This is a genomic window from Stenotrophomonas sp. STEN038, from assembly GCF_056759895.1.
This window is the reverse complement of record NZ_JBRRDW010000036.1, coordinates 20,834-38,814: the sequence shown is the minus strand read 5'-3', so window position 1 is coordinate 38,814 and position 17,981 is coordinate 20,834. Positions and strand designations below refer to the sequence as shown.

Here is a 17,981-nt window from a genome sequence, read left to right as displayed (position 1 = left end):
AGCTGCCTTTGTCTTCCGGAATTCAGCTGCCCATGACGAAGAATGTGAAACCGGAGTTCGGCACGCGCTCGTTGTCGGCGCTGACCTCCGCGATCTCCTCGAAGAAAACCCTGGCGTCTTCGTTGCGTAGTTCAGCAGGAATATTCAGCACATCTTCGTTCCGTAACAGATCCAGAACCTGTGCTTCTGCCTCGCCCGGAGTTGCTGCCTCTGTAAAGCGGGTTGCGTAGAAGCCGATGGGCTCGAGCTTGCCCAAAAGGGCGCCTGGGAAGTTTTCGCCGCAGATCAAGCATCGATAAAGTGGCATGTGCGATCAGGTATCCGTTGTGGGGCTGGCGTAAGCCGCGAAGCAGGTGGCGCTTCAGATGGCATAAATGAGTGGTGCTCCAACAATGTCAGCTTCGCGGCTGCCGCCGCTTCCACAAACAGTGCGAAGCGTATTGAGAACAAAGCCGCCCAAGGGCGGCTTTGTTGTTTCAGTGTGGTGCTGCGATGGCTGTTGTCAGTCCACGCCGTGCAGGTCGCGCAACTGGCTGGGACGTGAGCCGAAGTAGGCTGCGAGGTCCGCGATGTCCTGATCGCTCAGGTTCTGCGCCTGCGGGGTCATCAGCATGTGGTCGCGGGTGCTGGCACGGTAGGCCTGCAGCGCGTGGGCGAGGTAGTCGCCGTACTGGCCGCCGAGCTTGGGGTAGGTCGGGTCGATCGGATTGTTGCCGTCGGCGCCGTGGCAGTCGATGCAACTCTGCCCGGTGGCCTTGCCCTTGGCAGCGGCCAGGTGCTCACCGGCGGCGATGCGGCCGGCCGGCAGGCCAGCGGAGGAACTGGATCCGTGTTCACCGCTGGCATGGCCGGGGTCGGCCGCGGATTTGCCGCTGGACTCGACCTGCGACTGCGTACAGGCAGCCAGACCCATGGCGGCGAACAGGGCGATGGACAAACGCAGTGCGTGCGTGGCTTTCGTCATGGTCGGCGCTTATTTGAGGGTGGACAGGTAGGCGGAGAGATCAGCAATGTCCTGCGGGCTGAAACTCATCGATTGCGCCTGCATCGTTGGATGCTTGCGCTTGCCTTCGCGGTACTCGGTCAGCGCCTGGGTCAGGTATTGCGGCGACTGCCCACCGATCTTCGGCACGCGGTAGCTGGGGTAGGCGTTCTTGTAGCCGGTGATGCCGTGGCAGCCTTGGCAGGTATAGGCCAGGGTCCGGCCGGTGGCGGCATTGCCTGTGCTGGCCGCTGCTGGTGTGGCGGCGGGGGCAGCAGTGGCGGGGGCGACGGCGGGTGGAGCAGACTGCGGATCAGCTTGGGCGGCCCCGAAGGTCAGGGCAAAAGCCAGAGCGAAACAAGCGGCGAGCGGCTGCGAGCGCATGGTTTCCTTATCCGGTAAGCGGGTCTGGGGTTCCGCCGTGGGATACGGAACGGGCCGAGTATAGCCCGCGTATTTACCCGTTCGGAACAGGCACTTGGATGCTGCAATGCGGTAGGTGGAACCATAAGGTGCAGGTACCCATGACTTTCGGGGCATGGTGTTGATGTGGGGTGGTGCAATACTTTGCTACAACACCTGCCTACGCATCCCCAGGGACAAGACGATGTCGCGACTTTTCACTCTGCACGCCCGCACCGGAAGCTGTGCTGCTGCACTCCTGATCACCACTTCCCTGTTGCTTGGCGGTTGCAAAGCCGGTGGCGAGGAAGCCAAGGCCAAGACGCCGGATGAGCAGAAGGCCAGTGATGCCGTGCCGGTGGAAGTGGCCAAGGCCGAGCGCCGTGCCATTGCCGCCAGCTATACCGGTACCGCGGCGTTGGAGCCGCGCGCTGAATCGCAGGTGGTCGCCAAGACCTCCGGCGTGGCCCTGGCGGTGCTGGTCGAAGAAGGCCAGCTGGTACGCGCTGGGCAACCGCTGGTTCGGTTGGACCCGGACCGCGCGCGCCTGAGCGTGGCACAGAGCGAAGCGCAGATGCGCAAGCTGGAGAACAGCTATCACCGCGCCGAGAAGCTGGTGCAGCAACAGCTGGTCAGTGCCGCCGATGTGGACCAGTTGCGCTATGACCTGGAGAACGCGCGGGCGATGTACCGGATGGCGACGCTGGAGTTGTCCTACACGACGGTGGTCGCGCCGATCTCGGGCGTGGTCGCCTCGCGTGACATCAAGCCGGGCAACTTCGTGCAGATCAACTCGCCGATCATCCGCATCGTCGACAGCGCGCAGCTGGAAGCCACCCTCAATGTGCCGGAGCGCGAGATCGCCAAGCTCAAGCCGGGCCAGGCCGTGTCGCTGCAGGTAGATGCGCTGCCTGGCAAGCCGTTCACCGGTACTGTGGATCGCGTTGCGCCGGTGGTCGACAACGGCACCGGTACGTTCCGCGTGGTGACCACCTTCACCGGCGAAGAAGCACTGCAGGCCGGCATGTTCGGTCGCCTGAGCATCAACTACGACCAGCGCGCCGATGCACTGGTGGTGCCGCGTACCGCACTGCTGGAAGACGGTGGCAAGCCGGCGGTCTACGTGGTGCGTGACGGCAAGGCCGTGCGTACCGAGCTGGCCCTGGGTTACGACGACGCTGGCTTCATCGAAGTACGCAACGGTCTGAAGCAGGGTGATGAAGTCGTCATCGCCGGCAAGGCAGCACTGCGTGAAGGCAGTGCGGTGCAGGTGATCGGCAAGGAGAAGGCGGTCGCAGCGGCGGCCAAGGCGCCGGCAGCTGCACAGGCGACCAAACAATGAGTGACCACGGACCGTCGGCTTCCGGCGGTGGCTTCGATCTGATCGAGTTCGCCACCCGCCGCCGCGTCACCATCGCGATGATGACGCTGACCCTGGTGTTGTTTGGCCTGATCTCGCTGTCCAGCCTGAAGGTCGAACTGCTGCCGGACCTGAGCTATCCCACCCTGACCGTGCGTACCGATTACGAAGGTGCGGCGCCGGCCGAGGTGGAAACCCTGATTTCGCAGCCGGCCGAAGAAGCGCTGGGCATCGTCAAGGGCCTGCGCAAGCTCAAGTCGATCTCGCGCACCGGTCAAAGCGACGTGGTGCTGGAGTTCGCCTGGGGCACGGACATGCAGCAGGCCGGGCTCGACGTGCGCGACAAGATGGAGACGCTGCAGCTGCCGCTGGAGGCCAAGCCGCCGGTGCTGCTGCGCTTCAATCCCTCGACCCAGCCGATCATGCGGTTGGCGCTGTCGTCCAAGCAGGAAGCAGGCAACGACGCCGATGCCGTGCGTCGCCTGATGGAACTGCGACGCTATGCCGATGAAGATCTCAAGCGCAAGCTTGAGCCGGTCAGCGGTGTGGCTGCGGTCAAGGTCGGCGGTGGTCTGGAAGACGAGATCCAGGTCGATATCGACCAGCGCAAGCTGGCTGCGCTCGGTCTGTCGTTGGACACGGTGATCCAGCGCCTGCAGCAGGAGAACGTGAACCTGTCCGGCGGTCGTCTGGAAGAAGGTTCGCAGCGTTACCTGGTGCGTACCGTCAACCAGTTCGCCACCGTCGAACAGATGCGCGAGATGCTGCTGACCACGGCCAGCGGCTCCAGCACTGCCAGCTCGACCGGTGAGAACCGCCAGCTGATGTCGGCCATCCTCGGCAGCAGCGATCCCAATGTGATCGCGGCGATGCGCAGTGATGGCAGCAGCAGCGCGCCCAGCGTGCGCTTGAAGGACGTGGCCGAGGTGCGCCAGGGCTACAAGGAGCGCGAAGCGGTGATCCGCGCTGCCGGCCATGAAGCGGTCGAACTCGCGGTCTACAAGGAAGGCGACGCCAATACCGTTTCCACTGCCGATGCACTGGAAGCCAAGCTCGAAACCATCCGCAAGGAAATGCCCAAGGACATCGAGATGACGATGGTGGAGGACCAGTCGGTCTTCATCCGCCACGCCATCAAGGACGTCAAGATCGATGCGGTGATCGGCGGCTTGCTGTCGGTGCTGATCATCTTCCTGTTCCTGCGCGATGGTTGGAGCACCTTCGTGATCTCGCTGTCGCTGCCGATCTCGATCATCGCCACGTTCTTCTTCATGGGCCAGCTCGGCCTGAGCTTGAACGTGATGTCGCTGGGCGGTCTGGCGCTTGCCACCGGCCTGGTGGTGGATGACTCGATCGTGGTGCTGGAGTCCATCGCCAAGGCGCGCGAGCGCGGCATGGGCATCCTGGAAGCGGCGATCAAGGGCACCCGTGAAGTGTTCATGGCAGTGGTTGCCTCGACCCTGACCACCATCGCGGTGTTCCTGCCGCTGGTATTCGTCGAAGGCATCGCCGGCCAGTTGTTCCGTGACCAGGCCTTGACCGTGTCGATCGCCATCGCGGTGTCGCTGGTGGTGTCGATGACGTTGATTCCAATGCTGAGCGCGCTGAAGGGCCGTCCGCCGTTGGAGTTCCCGGCCGAAGACCCGCGTGAGCCGTGGCGTCCGCAAAGCCGCTGGAAGAAGCCGGCTGCCTATGCAGGCCGTGGCATCGGCGCGATGTTCCGCTATGGCTTCTATTTCCTGGCCTGGAGCGTGGTGCGGATCTTCCGTGGCATCGCCGCGGTGGTCGGCCCGGTGATGCGCAAGGCAAGTGACCTGGCGATGGCGCCGTATGGCCGCGCTGAGGCTGGCTATCTGCGCGCGCTGCCGGCAGCACTGAAGCGTCCGTGGCCGATCCTCGGTTTTGCAACCCTGGCCTTTGGCCTGACCTTGGCAGCGTTGCCGTTGCTGGGCGTGGACCTGCTGCCGCAGCTGGCCCAGGACCGCTTCGAGATGACTGCCAAGCTGCCGCCCGGCACGCCGCTGGCACAGACCGATGCATTGGTACGCGAAGTACAGCGCAAGCATGCTGGCGAAGAGGGTGTGCGCCTGCTGTACGGCGTCTCCGGTACCGGTACCCGCCTGGATGCCAGCCCGACCGAGAGTGGCGAGAACATCGGCAAGCTGTCGGTGGTGATGAATGACACCAAGCTGGAGCCGGCACTGACCGAGAAGCTGCGCGAAACCATGAAGGCCTGGCCATCAGCACAGGTGGATTTCGCCCGCCCGGAGCTGTTCGCGCTGTCGCCGCCGCTGGAAATCGAAATCGAGGGCAATAATCTCGAAGACATCCGCGTCGCCGGCAATCGCCTGGCCGGCATGCTGCGCGAGAACCCGCACTACGCCGACGTCAAGTCGACGGTGGAGCAGGGCTTCCCTGAAATCCAGGTGGTGTTCGATCAGGACCGTGCTGCGGCACTGGGCCTGACCACACGTCAGATCGCCGATGCGGTGGTCAACAAGGTCAAGGGCAATGTCGCCACCCGCTACAGCTTCCGTGATCGCAAGATCGACGTGCTGGTGCGTGTGCAGGAGTCGGAACGTTCGTCGGTGAACGACATCCGCCGCCTGATCGTCAACCCGACCGGTGCCAAGTCAATCGAGCTGGGCTCGGTGGCTGACGTCATCGCCACCACCGGTCCGAGCGAGATCCACCGCGCTGACCAGCGTCGCGTGGCGATTGTCTCGGCCAACCTGCGCGATATCGACCTGGGCAAGGCCATCACCGAAGTGCAGAGCATGGTCGCCAAGAACCCGCTGGGCACCGACGTAGGCATGCACATCGGTGGCCAGGGCCAGGAGCTGGGCGAGTCGATCCGCTCGCTGCTGTTTGCCTTTGCATTGGCGGTGTTCCTGGTCTACCTGGTGATGGCATCGCAGTTCGAATCGCTGCTGCATCCCTTCGTGATTCTGTTCACCATTCCGCTCGCACTGGTTGGTGCTGTGGCAGCTTTGCTGCTGGCGCGTTCGCCGGTCTCGGTGGTGGTGTTCATCGGCTTGATTCTATTGGTCGGTTTGGTGGTGAAGAACGCCATCATCCTGATCGACAAGGTCAACCAGCTGCGCGAAGAGGGCGTTGCCAAGCGTGAGGCCCTGGTTGAGGGCGCACGTTCGCGTCTGCGTCCGATCATGATGACCACGCTGTGCGCGGTGTTCGGCTTCCTGCCGCTGGCCCTGGCCTTCGGTGAAGGTGCCGAAGTGCGCTCGCCGATGGCGATCACGGTGATCGGCGGCTTGCTGGTCTCGACCATGTTGACCCTGCTGGTGATCCCGGTGGTGTATGACCTGCTGGACCGCAAACCGGACGAGTACTACGCCGAGCGCGGCCGTCGTGCACGCCAGGCGATGGCCCAGGCCGAGCAGGTGCTGAGCCATGAGCAGGATCCCATCGGCGGCATCAAGGACTGAGCGGATGAATATCACCGAGCTGTCCATCCGCCGCCCTGTCACCACCATCATGTTGTTTGTGTCGATGGTGGTGATCGGCCTGATTGCTGCGTTCAAGCTGCCGTTGGAGTCCGAACCGGAAGCATCGATCCCGTTCTTCTTCATCGCACTGCCGTACCCGGGTTCGACCCCGGAAGAAGTGGAGCGCAACCTGCTGCGGCCGGTTGAAGAGGCCATCGCCACGATGCCCGGCATCAAGACGATGAACTCGCGCGCCAACGCCGAAGGCGGGCAGATCCAGGTCGAATTCAGTGACTGGAACCGCGATATCGCCATGGCCGCGTCCGAAGCGCGTGAGCGTATCGACGCGGTGCGTGACGAGTTGCCGGACGACTTCCGTCGTTACTACGTGCAGCGCTGGAGCACCAGTGACCAGGAAGCGATCAGCCTGCGTCTGAACAGTGCCGAGGACCTGACCGCGCGCGCCGACATGATCGAGCGTGCCATCAAGCAGCGCCTGGAGCGTCTGCCCGGCGTGGCCCGTGTTGAAGTGGAAGGCGTTGCCAAGCAGGAAGTTCTGATCGCGCTGGACAAGGACCGCATCAGCGCGCACGGCGTGGCCCTGAATGATCTGGTGCAGAAGCTGCAGGCGGCCAACTTCGCGGTATCGGCCGGACAGATCACCGAGGACGGTCGGCGCCTGCGCGTGCAACCCAAGGGCGAGCTGCTGGAAGTGCAGGAGCTGCGCGACCTGCCGGTCAACAACCGCGGTACCCGCCTGTCCGACATCGCCGAGGTCAGCCTGCAGCCGCAGCGTATGAGCTATGTGCGACGCATGGAAGGCAAGCCCAGCGTGGGCGTGGACATCTACAAGGAGCGCTCGGCGAACCTGGTGGACCTGTCGCGCGCTGTGACCAAGGAAGTCGCGTTGCTGGGCGAGGATCCGGCGTTGCGCGGTGTCGACATCGAGATCGCCTGGGATTCCGGCAAGGCGGTCACAAGTTCGTTGCTTGCGCTGGCCGAGGCCGGTGCGATCGGCCTGCTGTTATCGGTGATCGTGCTGTACGCCTTCCTGCGCCATTGGCCGTCAACGCTGATGGTGTCAATGGCGATCCCGATCTGTTTCATCATGACGCTGGGCTTCATGTACTTCACCGGCATCAGCCTGAACATCATCTCGATGATGGGCTTGTTGCTGGCGGTGGGCATGCTGGTGGATAACGCCGTGGTGGTGGTGGAGAGCATCTACCAGGAGCGCGAGAAATACCCCGGCAAACCGGAGATGGCATCCATCATCGGTACCCGCCATGTGGCGATCGCACTGTCGGCCGGCACCTTGTGCCACTGCGTGGTGTTCCTGCCGATGATGTTCGGCGAGAAGAACATCATCACCATCTACCTGACCCAGCTGGCGCTGACCATCTCGTTCTCGTTGCTGGCCTCGTGGCTGGTGGCGGTGAGCCTGATCCCGATGCTGTCGGCACGGATGAAGACCCCGCCGGCATTGAAGTCGCCGTTCATCAGCCGTCTGCAGGAGCGTTATGCGCGGATACTGCGCTGGACCTTGCAGAACCGTGGCTGGAGCGTAGCCGGTATCGTGCTGGTGTCGGTGCTCAGCGTGTGGCCGATGACCCATACCACCGGTGGTGGCGATGACAATGATCCGGATGAGATCAACATCTTCTACCAATGGAAGGGCTCCTATTCCAAGGAAGAGATGGGTAAGGAAGTGCAGCGGGTCGAGGACTTCGTCAACGCCAATCGCGACGAGTTCAAGATCAAGCGCGTGTACAGCCGTTTCGCCGAACAGGGCTGGGCGCAGACGCGCCTGTACCTGACCGTTGACGACCGCGAGCAAAGCAAGAAGATCGAGGAAGAGGTGCGCAAGGGGCTGCCACAGTCGGCGCGTGCCAAGATAGGTATCGGCTGGCCGGGTGGCATGGGCAGCGAAGGGCAGGGTCTGCGTTTCAGTCTGGTCGGTGATTCAAGCCAGACTCTGCGGGAGTTGGCCGACGACATCGTGCCGATCCTGGCGCGCAATTCCAAGTTGCGTGATGTGCGCGTGGACGTGGGTGATGCCAATGCCGAGCTGGCGGTGCGGGTCAACCGCGAGCGCGCGGCGTCGTATGGTTTCAGTGCCCAGCAGGTGGCGCAGTTCGTTGGCATGGCGTTGCGTGGCTCATCGCTGCGTGACTTCCACCGTGATGACGTCGAGATTCCGGTCAACGTGCGCTTCTCGGGCTCGGAGAACTACAGCATCGAGGACTTGTCTTCGTTCATGGTACGCAGCTCCAGTGGCAAGGAGATCCCGCTGCTGGCGATGGTGGACGTCAACGTCAATCCGGCGGCCAATTCCATCCAGCGCCTGAACCGGCAGACCATGCTGCGTATCGAGGCCGGCCTGGCCAAGGACGTGCCGATGGACCAGGCGCGCAAGTCCGTCGAGGAGACACTGGATCGCGTGCAGTTCCCGCCGGGCTATGGCTATACCTTCAATGGCGCCGGCTTCAACATCAACTTCGACGGCATGGATCAGATGGTGAGTGCGATCTTCATCGCCCTGATCCTGATGGTGGTGATCATGGCGGCGGTGTTCGAGTCGCTGTTGTTCCCGGCCGCGATCATGTCCTGCGTGCTGTTCTCGATCTACGGTGTGTATTGGCTGTTCTGGCTGACCGGCACCGAGATGAACATCATGGCGGTGATCGGCATCCTGGTGCTGATGGGCGTGGTGGTGAACAACGGCATCGTGATGATCGAGCACATCAACAACCTGCGCCGACGTGGTGTGTCGCGCACGGAGGCCTTGATCGAGGGCAGCCGTGAGCGTCTGCGGCCGATCATGATGACGATGGGCACGGCGATCCTGGCGATGGTGCCGATTGCCCTGAACACGACCACGGCTGATGGCATGCCGCCGTACTACCCGATGGCGCGTGCGATTGCGGGTGGTCTGGCGTTCTCGACGGTGGTGAGTCTGCTGTTCCTGCCGACCATCTATGCGTTGTTGGATGATCTGCGCACGGGCACGGCGCGGTTGGTGCGGCGCGCGCGTGGCTTGCCGCCGGTGGAACATGCGGCTGTTGCAGAGGGTTGATTGCTTGGAGGGCAGGGCGGCTGTAGCTGCTGGGAAATGCGAAGGCAATATCAACAGCTGAAGCAAGAGCTGCCCTCACCCCTACCCCTCTCCCGCATGCGGGAGAGGGGACAGCCAAGGCAAAGGCTGGATCAAAGGCCGAAGCAACAGCCAAAGCTGGCGATCAGGCTTTCGCGCTGCCGAAGCCGACGATGCAGCAGCAAAGGAAAACGCGTGAGAGCTAGCCCCCTCTCCCGCATGCGGGAGAGGGGTAGGGGTGAGGGCGCTTCTGAGCTTTTAAAGCATTTACAGCTTTTAAACCAAAGCTCAAAGCCAAGGCCTCAAAGCCAAAGCCTCAGAGCCAAAGCCTCAAAGCCAAAGCTTCACCCAGCCAACTTTCCATAGACACTGAAGCCGGTAAGCCACAGGCCCAGCATGCTGCCCAGATTGGTCAGCATGAAAGTCAGCACGATGCGGGTGACACGATTCCGGTACCAGCCTTTCACGCTCTGCGCATCATCACGCAGCTGCAGGAAATCCTGATATGTCGGCTTGCGCAGCCGCGTCTCCACCAACGCCGAAAACGCGCCGGTGGGAATGCTCAAACGGAAAGGCTTGAAAGGTGCAACAACAATCGCGGTCAGAATGCTCAGCGGATGGCTGGCGGCAAGCAGTGCGCCAAGGCCAGCCAAGCCGCCGGTGAACATCGCCCAGGTCAGCAGCATGTCGGCACCCATGCCCATGCCGCCCTTCCAGAAGCCAAACCCAATACCACCCAGCACGATCGCCAGAATACCCAGCGTGATCCACGGGATGTTGCGCTTCTTCGGCACCAACTCCAGCTGCTCGCGCAGCGGGCCGGGCGCGTCGGTATCGGTTTCCAGGTAACGCGCCAGACCTGCCAGGTGACCAGCACCAACCACGGCCAGCACGTTGCGCTGCTCGCTGTTGTGCTCCTCGCGCAGGCGCGTTGCCATGTAACGGTCGCGCTCGCCGATGATGGCCTGATACAGCTCCGGGCTTTCGTTGGCGAACTCACCGAAGCTCGACTCCAGCATGTCGCCTTGCTTGAGCTTCTCGATCTCTTCTTCGCCCACATCCTCGGACGAGAACAGGCCCGCACCCAAGCCCATTACCAGCTTCAGCTTGCCGAAGAAGCCCAGGCTCTGCGAGGCGCGGCGGAAGGTGAGGCCGACATCGCGGTCGATCAGGTGCACTGGCAGATCGTTGGCCTTGGCCAGTTCCACCGCGCGCTTGAGTTCGGCGCCGGGTTCGATGCCGAGCTGCTCGGCAAGGCGACGTTGATAGGCGGCCAGGGCGAGGTTGGCGGCAAACAGCGCCACGCGACCCTTGCGGATCACTTCAACAAGGTCCAGCTGGGCAAGTGCATTGGGATTGGTCAGTGCCTGCAGGCGCTGCGGGTCCAGCTCGACCGCGACTGCGTCGTACTGACCGCTGGCGATTGCCTGCTCGACAGCTTGTACGCTGGCGGCGGATACGTGGGCGGTGCCCAGCAAGGTGTAACGCACGCCGTCGCGTTCAACCACGCGCACGGGCTGGCCGGCCAGCAGTTCGCCGCCGGTTTCAATCGAGGAGTCAGTCATTGCTTCATTCATTGGATGGGGCGCTGTCGGCACCTTCGCCGAGTGCGCGTTGCATCTGTACCGTGTCCAGCCAGCGCCCGTGCTTGCGGCCAAGGCCGCGGAACACGCCAACCAGCTCGAAACCGAAACGCTCATGCAACTTGATCGACGCGGTATTGGTCGGTTCGCCGATCACCGCGATCATTTGCCGGAAGCCGCGTGCGGTGCATTCGTCGATCAAGGCCTGCATCAGGGCCTTGCCAACGCCCTGGCCCTGGAAGCGGCCATCAACATAGACCGAGTTCTCAACGGTCCATTGATAGGCTATGCGGGCACGGTAGCTGTTGGCATAGGCGTAACCGGCTACCTCGCCGTCGATGGTGGCAACGAAATAGGGGAAACCGCGTGCGGTGATGTCCTGCATGCGCTGCGCCATTTCGGACGCGGCGGGAACTTCGTACTCGTAGGTGTTGACCAGCTCGCGCACCTCCACCGCGTAGATCGCGGTGATGGCCGGGATGTCAGCGGGTGTGGCGGTGCGCAGCTGCAGGCTCATGTCAGGTCCGGTCAGTCGATGTAGCGCTTGAGCAGGTCGCCGTAGGCATCAATGCGGCGGTCCCGCAGGAACGGCCAGATCCGGCGCACGTGCTCGCTGCGCTGCAGGTCGACGTCGCAGACCAGCAGGGTCGCGTCGGTGCCGGCTTCGGCAATGAATTCGCCCTGCGGGCCCAGCACGTGGCTGTTGCCCCAGAAGTTGATGCCGGACGCGCCCAGCGGCGAGGCTTCATGACCGACACGATTGCAGCTCAGTACCGGCACGCCATTGGCGACGGCATGGCCACGATGGCTAAGCACCCAGGCATCGCGCTGGCGGTTCTTCTCGTCCTGCACGTCGTCCGGGTCCCAGCCGATCGCGGTCGGGTAGAGCAGCAGTTCGGCACCGGCCAGCGCCATCAGGCGGGCGGCTTCCGGATACCACTGGTCCCAGCAGACCAGCACGCCGAGGCGACCCACCGAGGTCTCGATCGGCTTGAAGCCGATGTCGCCGGGGGTAAAGTAGAACTTCTCGTAGAAGCCCGGGTCGTCGGGGATGTGCATCTTGCGGTACTTGCCCAGCAAGCTGCCGTCTTTTTCGAAGACCACGGCGGTGTTGTGGTACAGGCCGGCGGCGCGGCGCTCGAACAGCGAGCCCACGATGACCACGCCATGTTTCCTGGCCAGTGCGCCGAGGTGCTCGGTGCTGGGGCCGGGGATCGGCTCGGCCAGGTCGAATTCGTCCACCGACTCGTGCTGGCAGAAGTACGCGCCGTTGTGCAGTTCCTGCAGCAGCACCAGTTTCGCGCCCTGCGCGGCAGCCTCGGCGACGCGTGCGTCGATCACGGCCAGGTTGGCGGCGGCATCACCGTGGTTTCGCTCCTGCACCAGGGCGACGGTAAGAGGGCTGCGCGAGTTCATGCTGCGATCCTGCGTGGGAAAACGCGCATGTTAACGCGGATGCGGGTTGGCAATGCGGTCTGGGCTGAACGGAGGGGGCTGCGGCGCGCATGCGACTGCCTGCGCTTCTCTCCGGTAGAGCCGAGCCATGCTCGGCTGAACATGTACGTAGCAGATCCGGATTGCACGGTACTGGGCGAAAGGCAGCCGAGCATGGCTCGGCACTACGCTTGCGCCCCTCTCCCGCTTTGCGGGAGAGGGGTTGGGGTGAGGGGCTTTTCGCTTGTAAAGCCTCTGCCGAGCATGGCTCGGCACTACGCTTGCGCCCCTCTCCCGCTTTGCGGGAGAGGGGTTGGGGTGAGGGGGCTTTTCGCTTGTAAAGCCTCTGCCGAGCATGGCTCGGCACTACAGGTGCGGCGTTTAGTTTTTTAGCAGGCCGGCTGGCAGCTGCATGGTGATGCAGTGCAGGCTGCCGTTCTGCCAGATCAGCGAGCGGCAGGGGACCTGCACGATTTCGCGGTCCGGGAAGGCCTGGGCAAGTACATCACGCGCTGCATCATCGGCGGCGTCGCCATAGGCCGGCATCAGCACCGCGCCGTTGACGATCAGGAAGTTGGCATACGACGCTGCCAGGCGGCGGCCTTCGTCGAGCACCGGTTCGGCCCACGGCAACGGGAACAGGCGATAGGGCTTGCCGTCGTTGGTGCGCAGGGCGGCCAACTCTGCACCCATCGCCTGCAGCTCGGCGTAATGCGTGTCCTGCGGATCGTCGCAGTTCTGGTAGACGATGCTGTCAACCGAGGCAAAGCGGGCGAGGGTGTCGATGTGGGCGTCGGTGTCGTCGCCTTCCAGGTAGCCATGGTCCAGCCACAGCACGCGGTCCTGCTGCATCCAGCTGGCCATGTCGGCGCTGAGTGAATCGCGCTCGCGCTCAGGGTGGCGTTCGTGCAGGCACTTCCAGGTGGTCAGCAAGGTGCCGGCACCGTCGGTGTCGATCGCGCCGCCTTCCAGTGCGAACGGAATGCTGCGGACCTGTGCGTTGTTGAACACCTGTGCCTGGTCGAGCACGCCGACCAGTTGGTCATCGAGGCTGGCTTCGAACTTGCCGCCCCAGCCGGTGAAGCGGAAATCCAGCAGCTGGAAGCTGCCGTCGGCGCGCTTGAGGGTAATCGGGCCGGAATCGCGCAGCCACGTATCGTCGTAAGGTGCGGTGACGAACTGTACGCGCTGCATGTCCACGCGGTTCGAGCGCAGGCGCATTTCCGCGTAGGTCTCGATGTCGTCATCGGCCACGCAGATCAGTACCGGCTGGTAGCGGGTGATGGCGCTGACCAGGGCGATGTAGGTTTCCTCAACCTCGGCCAGGCGCTCGGCCCAGTCGGTGTCGGCATTCGGCCAGGCGATCAATACGCCGGACTGGGTTTCCCATTCGGCTGGAAAGCGGAGCGTTTCGTTCATTCTTCTCGGATGCGTTCGGCCCGGTCGGGCGTTGGAGCGGCAGGCCAGGGCCAGCCGCCTGGAAGGAAGTCAGCGGATCGGCGGTTTGGGCCCGATTTCATCCGGGCTGGCCTGGCGGGCGACCACGTCGATCACGCGCTGCTTCTCGAAGTACACGGTGAAGGCCGGATAAACCCAGCGGTTGATGGTCGGCCATTGACGCTTCTGGCCGCCGCGCGGGTCCATGCGTTCGCTGGGTGCACCGAAGCGGGCTTCCACCTCGGCCATGCTCTGGCCACGGGCTGGAATGGCCTGGGCAGGCTTTTCCTGCGCGCGCTCGATCAACAAGGTGTCAGCGTGCACTGCCGGTGCGGTAGCCAGTACGGCGATCAGGCTCAGAATCTTGAATGCGTGCTTCATGGTCACATCTCCCCAGAGGACAGGTTGGGATTACAGCAAAAAATGACGAGGAAAGTGCAGTCCTGCGTCGTTGTTGCTGCATGCACTCAGCAATGCGTCATCGCGGTGCCTGGCCCGGTACGCAAAAAGCCGCCCGGAAAGGCGGCTTTTTGGCGTTGCCTGATCCTTGAGGATCAAGCCCTGGCTTGCGCCAGTTGGCTCAGCGCTGGCGAGCCTTGAAGCGCGGGTTCGACTTGCAGATCACGAAGATCTTGCCGCGACGGCGCACAACTTTGCAATCACGGTGACGGGTCTTCGCCGACTTCAGGGAGGACAGAACTTTCATGACATACCTCGGCGGATACTGGTAAGGAGATCTTAGGAGCGTGGCCGCGGATATGCAGGATAACGCCCGTTCAAGCCCGCCATTCTACCGGGTATTTCCGCGCCAGTTCAAGTGCTTGCGTGCAAATGGGTGCGAGCAGGGCGGCGCGGGGCGTTAGAATAGCCCGATTCTCGTTCCAGACAGGCGTTTAAATGAGCCAGCTGCCTCCCGTTCTCACCATTGATGGCCCGTCCGGGGCTGGCAAGGGTACCGTCAGTCGCATCATTGCCCGTCAGTTGGGCTGGCATTACCTGGACTCCGGCGCGCTGTATCGCGCGGTAGGCGTAGCTGCAAGTTGGGCCGATATCGACACCTCCGACGCCTCGGCGCTGGTGCGCTGCACCTTTGATACCAAGGTGCAGTTCGTGGAGCAGGGCGAGAGCCTGCGGGTACTGGTCAATGGTACCGATGCCACCGATGAGCTGCGCCTGGAGACTACTGGTGCGCTGGCTTCGGCTATCGCCGCCATTCCGGAGGTGCGGGCTGCGCTGAAGGAGCGTCAGCGCGCATTCAGGGTTTTGCCCGGGTTGGTGGCCGATGGTCGCGATATGGGCACCGTCATCTTCCCGGACGCCCCATTCAAGGTTTTCCTGACAGCCAGTGCCGAGGAGCGGGCCGAGCGGCGGCATAAACAGTTGAAAGAAAAAGGGGTTTCGGTTAACTTTGAAGACCTCCTGCGTGAGATCATGGCCCGCGACGCCCGTGATGCACAGCGCGCAGTGGCGCCCCTGAGGCCGGCCGACGACGCCATCCTCATCGACACCAGCGGTATTGGCATCGACGACGTCGTTGCCAAGGTGCTGGGTCTGGTTTCCAAGGAAGCCTGATCCTCGCAGCGTTGAGTGCGATCAGTTGATCGATCGCAGTCGCACCAAAGATGTTGCAACAACCCGCTGCGCAATGGTGCGTGGTGGGCTTTTTCATTCACATTCGGCCGCTGCCATGGGGTCGTCCAACAGGCTGGACAGTACGGGTTTTCGCAACAGATCCGCTGTCCATATGTTCAACTGAGTAAATCTAATGACCGAATCATTTGCAGAACTGTTTGAAGCCAGTCAGGCCAATCTGGCCAAGCTGAAGCCCGGTGCCATCGTTATCGGTACCGTCGTTGAAGTCCGCGGCGACGTGGTCGTGATCAACGCCGGCCTGAAGTCCGAAGGCATCGTGCCGATCGAACAGTTCCGTAACGACGCTGGTGAAATCGATGTGGGCGTGGGCGACCAGGTAAAGGTTGCACTGGACTCGATCGAAAACGGCTTCGGCGAAACCATCCTGTCGCGCGAGAAAGCCAAGCGCGCCATGGTGTGGGACGAGCTGGAAGAAGCGTTGGAGAAGAACGAAACCATCACCGGCCGCATCAGCGGCAAGGTCAAGGGTGGTTTCACCGTGGACATCAAGGATGTCCGCGCATTCCTGCCTGGTTCGCTGGTCGATGTGCGCCCCGTGCGCGACCCGGCCTACCTGGAAGGCAAGGAGCTGGAATTCAAGCTCATCAAGCTGGACCGCAAGCGTAACAACGTGGTCGTGTCGCGTCGTGCAGTTGTCGAGAGCGAGCATTCGGAAGAGCGCGAGCAGCTGATGGACAAGCTGCAGGAAGGCGCAATCCTGAAGGGTGTCGTCAAGAACCTGACCGATTACGGCGCATTCGTGGACCTGGGCGGTATCGACGGCCTGCTGCACATCACCGACATGGCATGGAAGCGCGTGCGCCATCCGTCCGAAGTCGTGAACGTCGGCGACGAGCTGGACGTGCGCGTGCTGAAGTTCGACCGCGAGCGCAACCGCGTTTCGCTGGGCCTGAAGCAGCTGGGCGAGGATCCGTGGGACAACATCGCACGTCGTTACCCGGCCAACAGCCGCGTGTTCGGCAAGGTCTCCAACGTGACCGATTACGGCGCGTTCGTTGAGATCGAGCCGGGCGTGGAAGGCCTGGTGCACGTGTCCGAGATGGATTGGACCAACAAGAACGTCAACCCGTCCAAGGTTGTCCAGGTTGGTGATGAAGTCGAAGTGATGGTGCTGGACGTTGATGAAGAGCGTCGTCGTATCTCGCTGGGCATGAAGCAGGTTGCTGCCAACCCGTGGGAAACCTTCGCCGCCATCTTCAAGAAGGGCGACAAGGTTTCCGGCCAGATCAAGTCGATCACCGATTTCGGTATCTTCATCGGTCTGGACGGCGGCATCGACGGTCTGGTTCACCTGTCGGACATCAGCTGGAACACCACCGGCGAAGACGTGGTTCGCAACTTCAAGAAGGGCGACACCCTGGACGCAGTGGTCCTGGCCGTCGATCCGGAGCGCGAGCGCATCTCGCTGGGCGTCAAGCAGCTTGAGCAGGACCCGTTCGGTCAGTACATGGCTGCCAACCCGAAGGGTTCGAAGGTCGAAGGCGTTGTCAAGGAAGTTGATGCCAAGGGCGCAACCATCGAGCTGGCTGACGGCATCGAAGGCTACGTTTCGGCACGTGACGTCGCCAACGAGCGCGTCGACGACGCGACCCAGTTCCTGAAGGTCGGCGACAAGGTCGAAGCCAAGTTCGTGGGCATGGACCGCAAGGGCCGTACCCTGCAGCTGTCGATCAAGGCCAAGGACGATGCCGAAATGCGCGAAGTGCTGGAGGAATACCAGTCCTCTTCGGCATCCAGCGGCACCACCCAGCTGGGCGCACTGCTGCGTGCACAGCTGAACGGCAACAAGTCCGAGTAATCGGCTTCCTGTTGTAGATTTGACCTGGCGGCCCGGACATCAGTCCGGGCCGTTTCAGGGTAAGACCCTGCCATTGACGAGTACGCAATGACCAAATCCGAATTGATCGAAATCCTCGCGCGCCACCAGGCGCACCTGAAGGCTGATGATGTCGATCTGGCGGTGAAGTCGTTGCTGGAAATGATGGGTGGGGCGCTGTCCTCCGGCGACCGCATCGAGATCCGCGGTTTCGGCAGTTTTTCCCTGCACTACCGTCCGCCGCGCCTGGGCCGTAACCCGAAGACGGGTGAGTCGGTTGCGCTGCCGGGCAAGCATGTTCCGCATTTCAAGCCGGGCAAGGAGCTGCGCGAGCGCGTCAGTTCGGTGGTGCCGCTGGAAAGCGACCCTGCCTGAGTGGTCCTGGCTGGGTGTTGCGCAGCAGATTGACTGCTGCCATTTCTCCCGCTGAACGGTAAGCTACGGGCTCTTGTTACAGGAGTAAGCCGGCGCATGAAGACCGTTCGATTAGTGATTCTGCTGGCGGTGTTGATAGGCGGTCTGGTGATCGGCTCGCTCAACTCGCAGCCCATCGAAATCAGCCTTGCGTTCTGGGTGCTCAAGACCACCTCGGGTATCGCAATCATCGCGTCGCTGTTGCTCGGTGCCCTGGTCGGTGGCGGAATGGTGATGGCGGCGCTGGTGGTGCCGATGTACACCAAGCTGCGTCGCGCCAATAAAGCCGCCGCCCTGACGGCATCAGAGCCTGCTGCGCCTGTCGCGCAGACGCCCTCTCCCTTTGACGGACGCTGAGCA

16 protein-coding genes are annotated in these 17,981 nt (G+C 62.7%); 7 read left to right on the top strand and 9 right to left on the bottom strand.

The annotated features are described in order from the left end of the window. Positions 1–22: 22 nt before the first annotated feature. From ACVOLS_RS14790 to ACVOLS_RS14780, 3 genes are all read right to left on the bottom strand, one after another. Positions 23–307, bottom strand: a complete 285-nt coding sequence (locus tag ACVOLS_RS14790; RefSeq protein WP_481546223.1) for a hypothetical protein — start codon at positions 305–307, stop codon at positions 23–25. Positions 308–502: 195 nt separating this feature from the next. After that, the gene (locus ACVOLS_RS14785; protein WP_481546222.1) at positions 503–964 is read right to left on the bottom strand and encodes a c-type cytochrome; all 462 of its coding nucleotides are present in this window, start codon (positions 962–964) and stop codon (positions 503–505) included. A 9-nt stretch (positions 965–973) separates the two neighbouring features. After that, complete coding sequence (locus ACVOLS_RS14780; RefSeq protein ID WP_481546221.1) at positions 974–1,366, bottom strand: c-type cytochrome; 393 nt, start codon at positions 1,364–1,366, stop codon at positions 974–976. Between the two features lie 223 nt (positions 1,367–1,589). Between ACVOLS_RS14780 and ACVOLS_RS14775 the strand changes: the two genes are divergently transcribed. From ACVOLS_RS14775 to ACVOLS_RS14765, 3 genes are read left to right on the top strand one after another with little or no spacing between them, the layout of a single operon-like run. Next, positions 1,590–2,726 carry an efflux RND transporter periplasmic adaptor subunit gene (locus ACVOLS_RS14775; protein ID WP_481546220.1) on the top strand — a complete coding sequence of 379 codons (1,137 nt, stop codon included), beginning with the start codon at positions 1,590–1,592 and terminating at the stop codon, positions 2,724–2,726. Further along, on the top strand, positions 2,723–6,190 hold the full coding sequence (locus ACVOLS_RS14770) for an efflux RND transporter permease subunit (RefSeq protein ID WP_481546219.1): 3,468 nt from the start codon (positions 2,723–2,725) through the stop codon (positions 6,188–6,190). Before ACVOLS_RS14775 ends, ACVOLS_RS14770 begins: the two co-directional genes overlap by 4 nt. A 4-nt stretch (positions 6,191–6,194) precedes the next feature. Then, positions 6,195–9,266 carry an efflux RND transporter permease subunit gene (locus ACVOLS_RS14765; RefSeq protein WP_481546218.1) on the top strand — a complete coding sequence of 1,024 codons (3,072 nt, stop codon included), beginning with the start codon at positions 6,195–6,197 and terminating at the stop codon, positions 9,264–9,266. Between the two features lie 362 nt (positions 9,267–9,628). Here the strand turns inward: ACVOLS_RS14765 and ACVOLS_RS14760 are convergent, their stop codons facing one another. The 6 genes from ACVOLS_RS14760 to ykgO all read right to left on the bottom strand — a co-directional run bounded on the left by ACVOLS_RS14760 (position 9,629) and on the right by ykgO (position 14,444). Then, on the bottom strand, positions 9,629–10,861 hold the full coding sequence (locus ACVOLS_RS14760; protein ID WP_481546217.1) for a TraB/GumN family protein: 1,233 nt from the start codon (positions 10,859–10,861) through the stop codon (positions 9,629–9,631). After that, positions 10,854–11,384: an N-acetyltransferase family protein gene (locus ACVOLS_RS14755; RefSeq protein WP_481546216.1), complete on the bottom strand. Its 531-nt coding sequence runs from the start codon at positions 11,382–11,384 to the stop codon at positions 10,854–10,856. The genes ACVOLS_RS14760 and ACVOLS_RS14755 overlap by 8 nt, the downstream gene beginning before the upstream one ends. A gap of 11 nt (positions 11,385–11,395) precedes the next feature. Beyond that, positions 11,396–12,283 carry a carbon-nitrogen hydrolase gene (locus ACVOLS_RS14750; RefSeq protein WP_481546215.1) on the bottom strand — a complete coding sequence of 296 codons (888 nt, stop codon included), beginning with the start codon at positions 12,281–12,283 and terminating at the stop codon, positions 11,396–11,398. Between the two features lie 399 nt (positions 12,284–12,682). Then, a complete protein-coding gene (locus tag ACVOLS_RS14745; protein WP_481546214.1) occupies positions 12,683–13,720 on the bottom strand; it encodes an agmatine deiminase family protein in 1,038 nt (345 codons plus the stop codon). A gap of 69 nt (positions 13,721–13,789) precedes the next feature. Further along, positions 13,790–14,119, bottom strand: coding sequence for a hypothetical protein (locus ACVOLS_RS14740; RefSeq protein WP_481546213.1), 330 nt, complete (start codon positions 14,117–14,119; stop codon positions 13,790–13,792). A gap of 199 nt (positions 14,120–14,318) precedes the next feature. Then, the gene (gene ykgO, locus ACVOLS_RS14735) at positions 14,319–14,444 is read right to left on the bottom strand and encodes a type B 50S ribosomal protein L36 (protein WP_057628212.1); all 126 of its coding nucleotides are present in this window, start codon (positions 14,442–14,444) and stop codon (positions 14,319–14,321) included. A 191-nt stretch (positions 14,445–14,635) separates the two neighbouring features. Between ykgO and cmk the strand changes: the two genes are divergently transcribed. The 4 genes from cmk to ACVOLS_RS14715 all read left to right on the top strand — a co-directional run bounded on the left by cmk (position 14,636) and on the right by ACVOLS_RS14715 (position 17,978). After that, a complete protein-coding gene (cmk, locus tag ACVOLS_RS14730; RefSeq protein WP_481546212.1) occupies positions 14,636–15,310 on the top strand; it encodes a (d)CMP kinase in 675 nt (224 codons plus the stop codon). 193 nt (positions 15,311–15,503) lie between these two features. Continuing rightward, positions 15,504–17,189: a 30S ribosomal protein S1 gene (gene rpsA, locus ACVOLS_RS14725; RefSeq protein WP_481508286.1), complete on the top strand. Its 1,686-nt coding sequence runs from the start codon at positions 15,504–15,506 to the stop codon at positions 17,187–17,189. An 87-nt stretch (positions 17,190–17,276) separates the two neighbouring features. Beyond that, positions 17,277–17,582, top strand: coding sequence for an integration host factor subunit beta (locus ACVOLS_RS14720; protein ID WP_057628209.1), 306 nt, complete (start codon positions 17,277–17,279; stop codon positions 17,580–17,582). Positions 17,583–17,678: 96 nt separating this feature from the next. Further along, positions 17,679–17,978, top strand: a complete 300-nt coding sequence (locus tag ACVOLS_RS14715; RefSeq protein WP_481546211.1) for a lipopolysaccharide assembly protein LapA domain-containing protein — start codon at positions 17,679–17,681, stop codon at positions 17,976–17,978. The last annotated feature ends 3 nt before the right edge of the window (positions 17,979–17,981 follow it).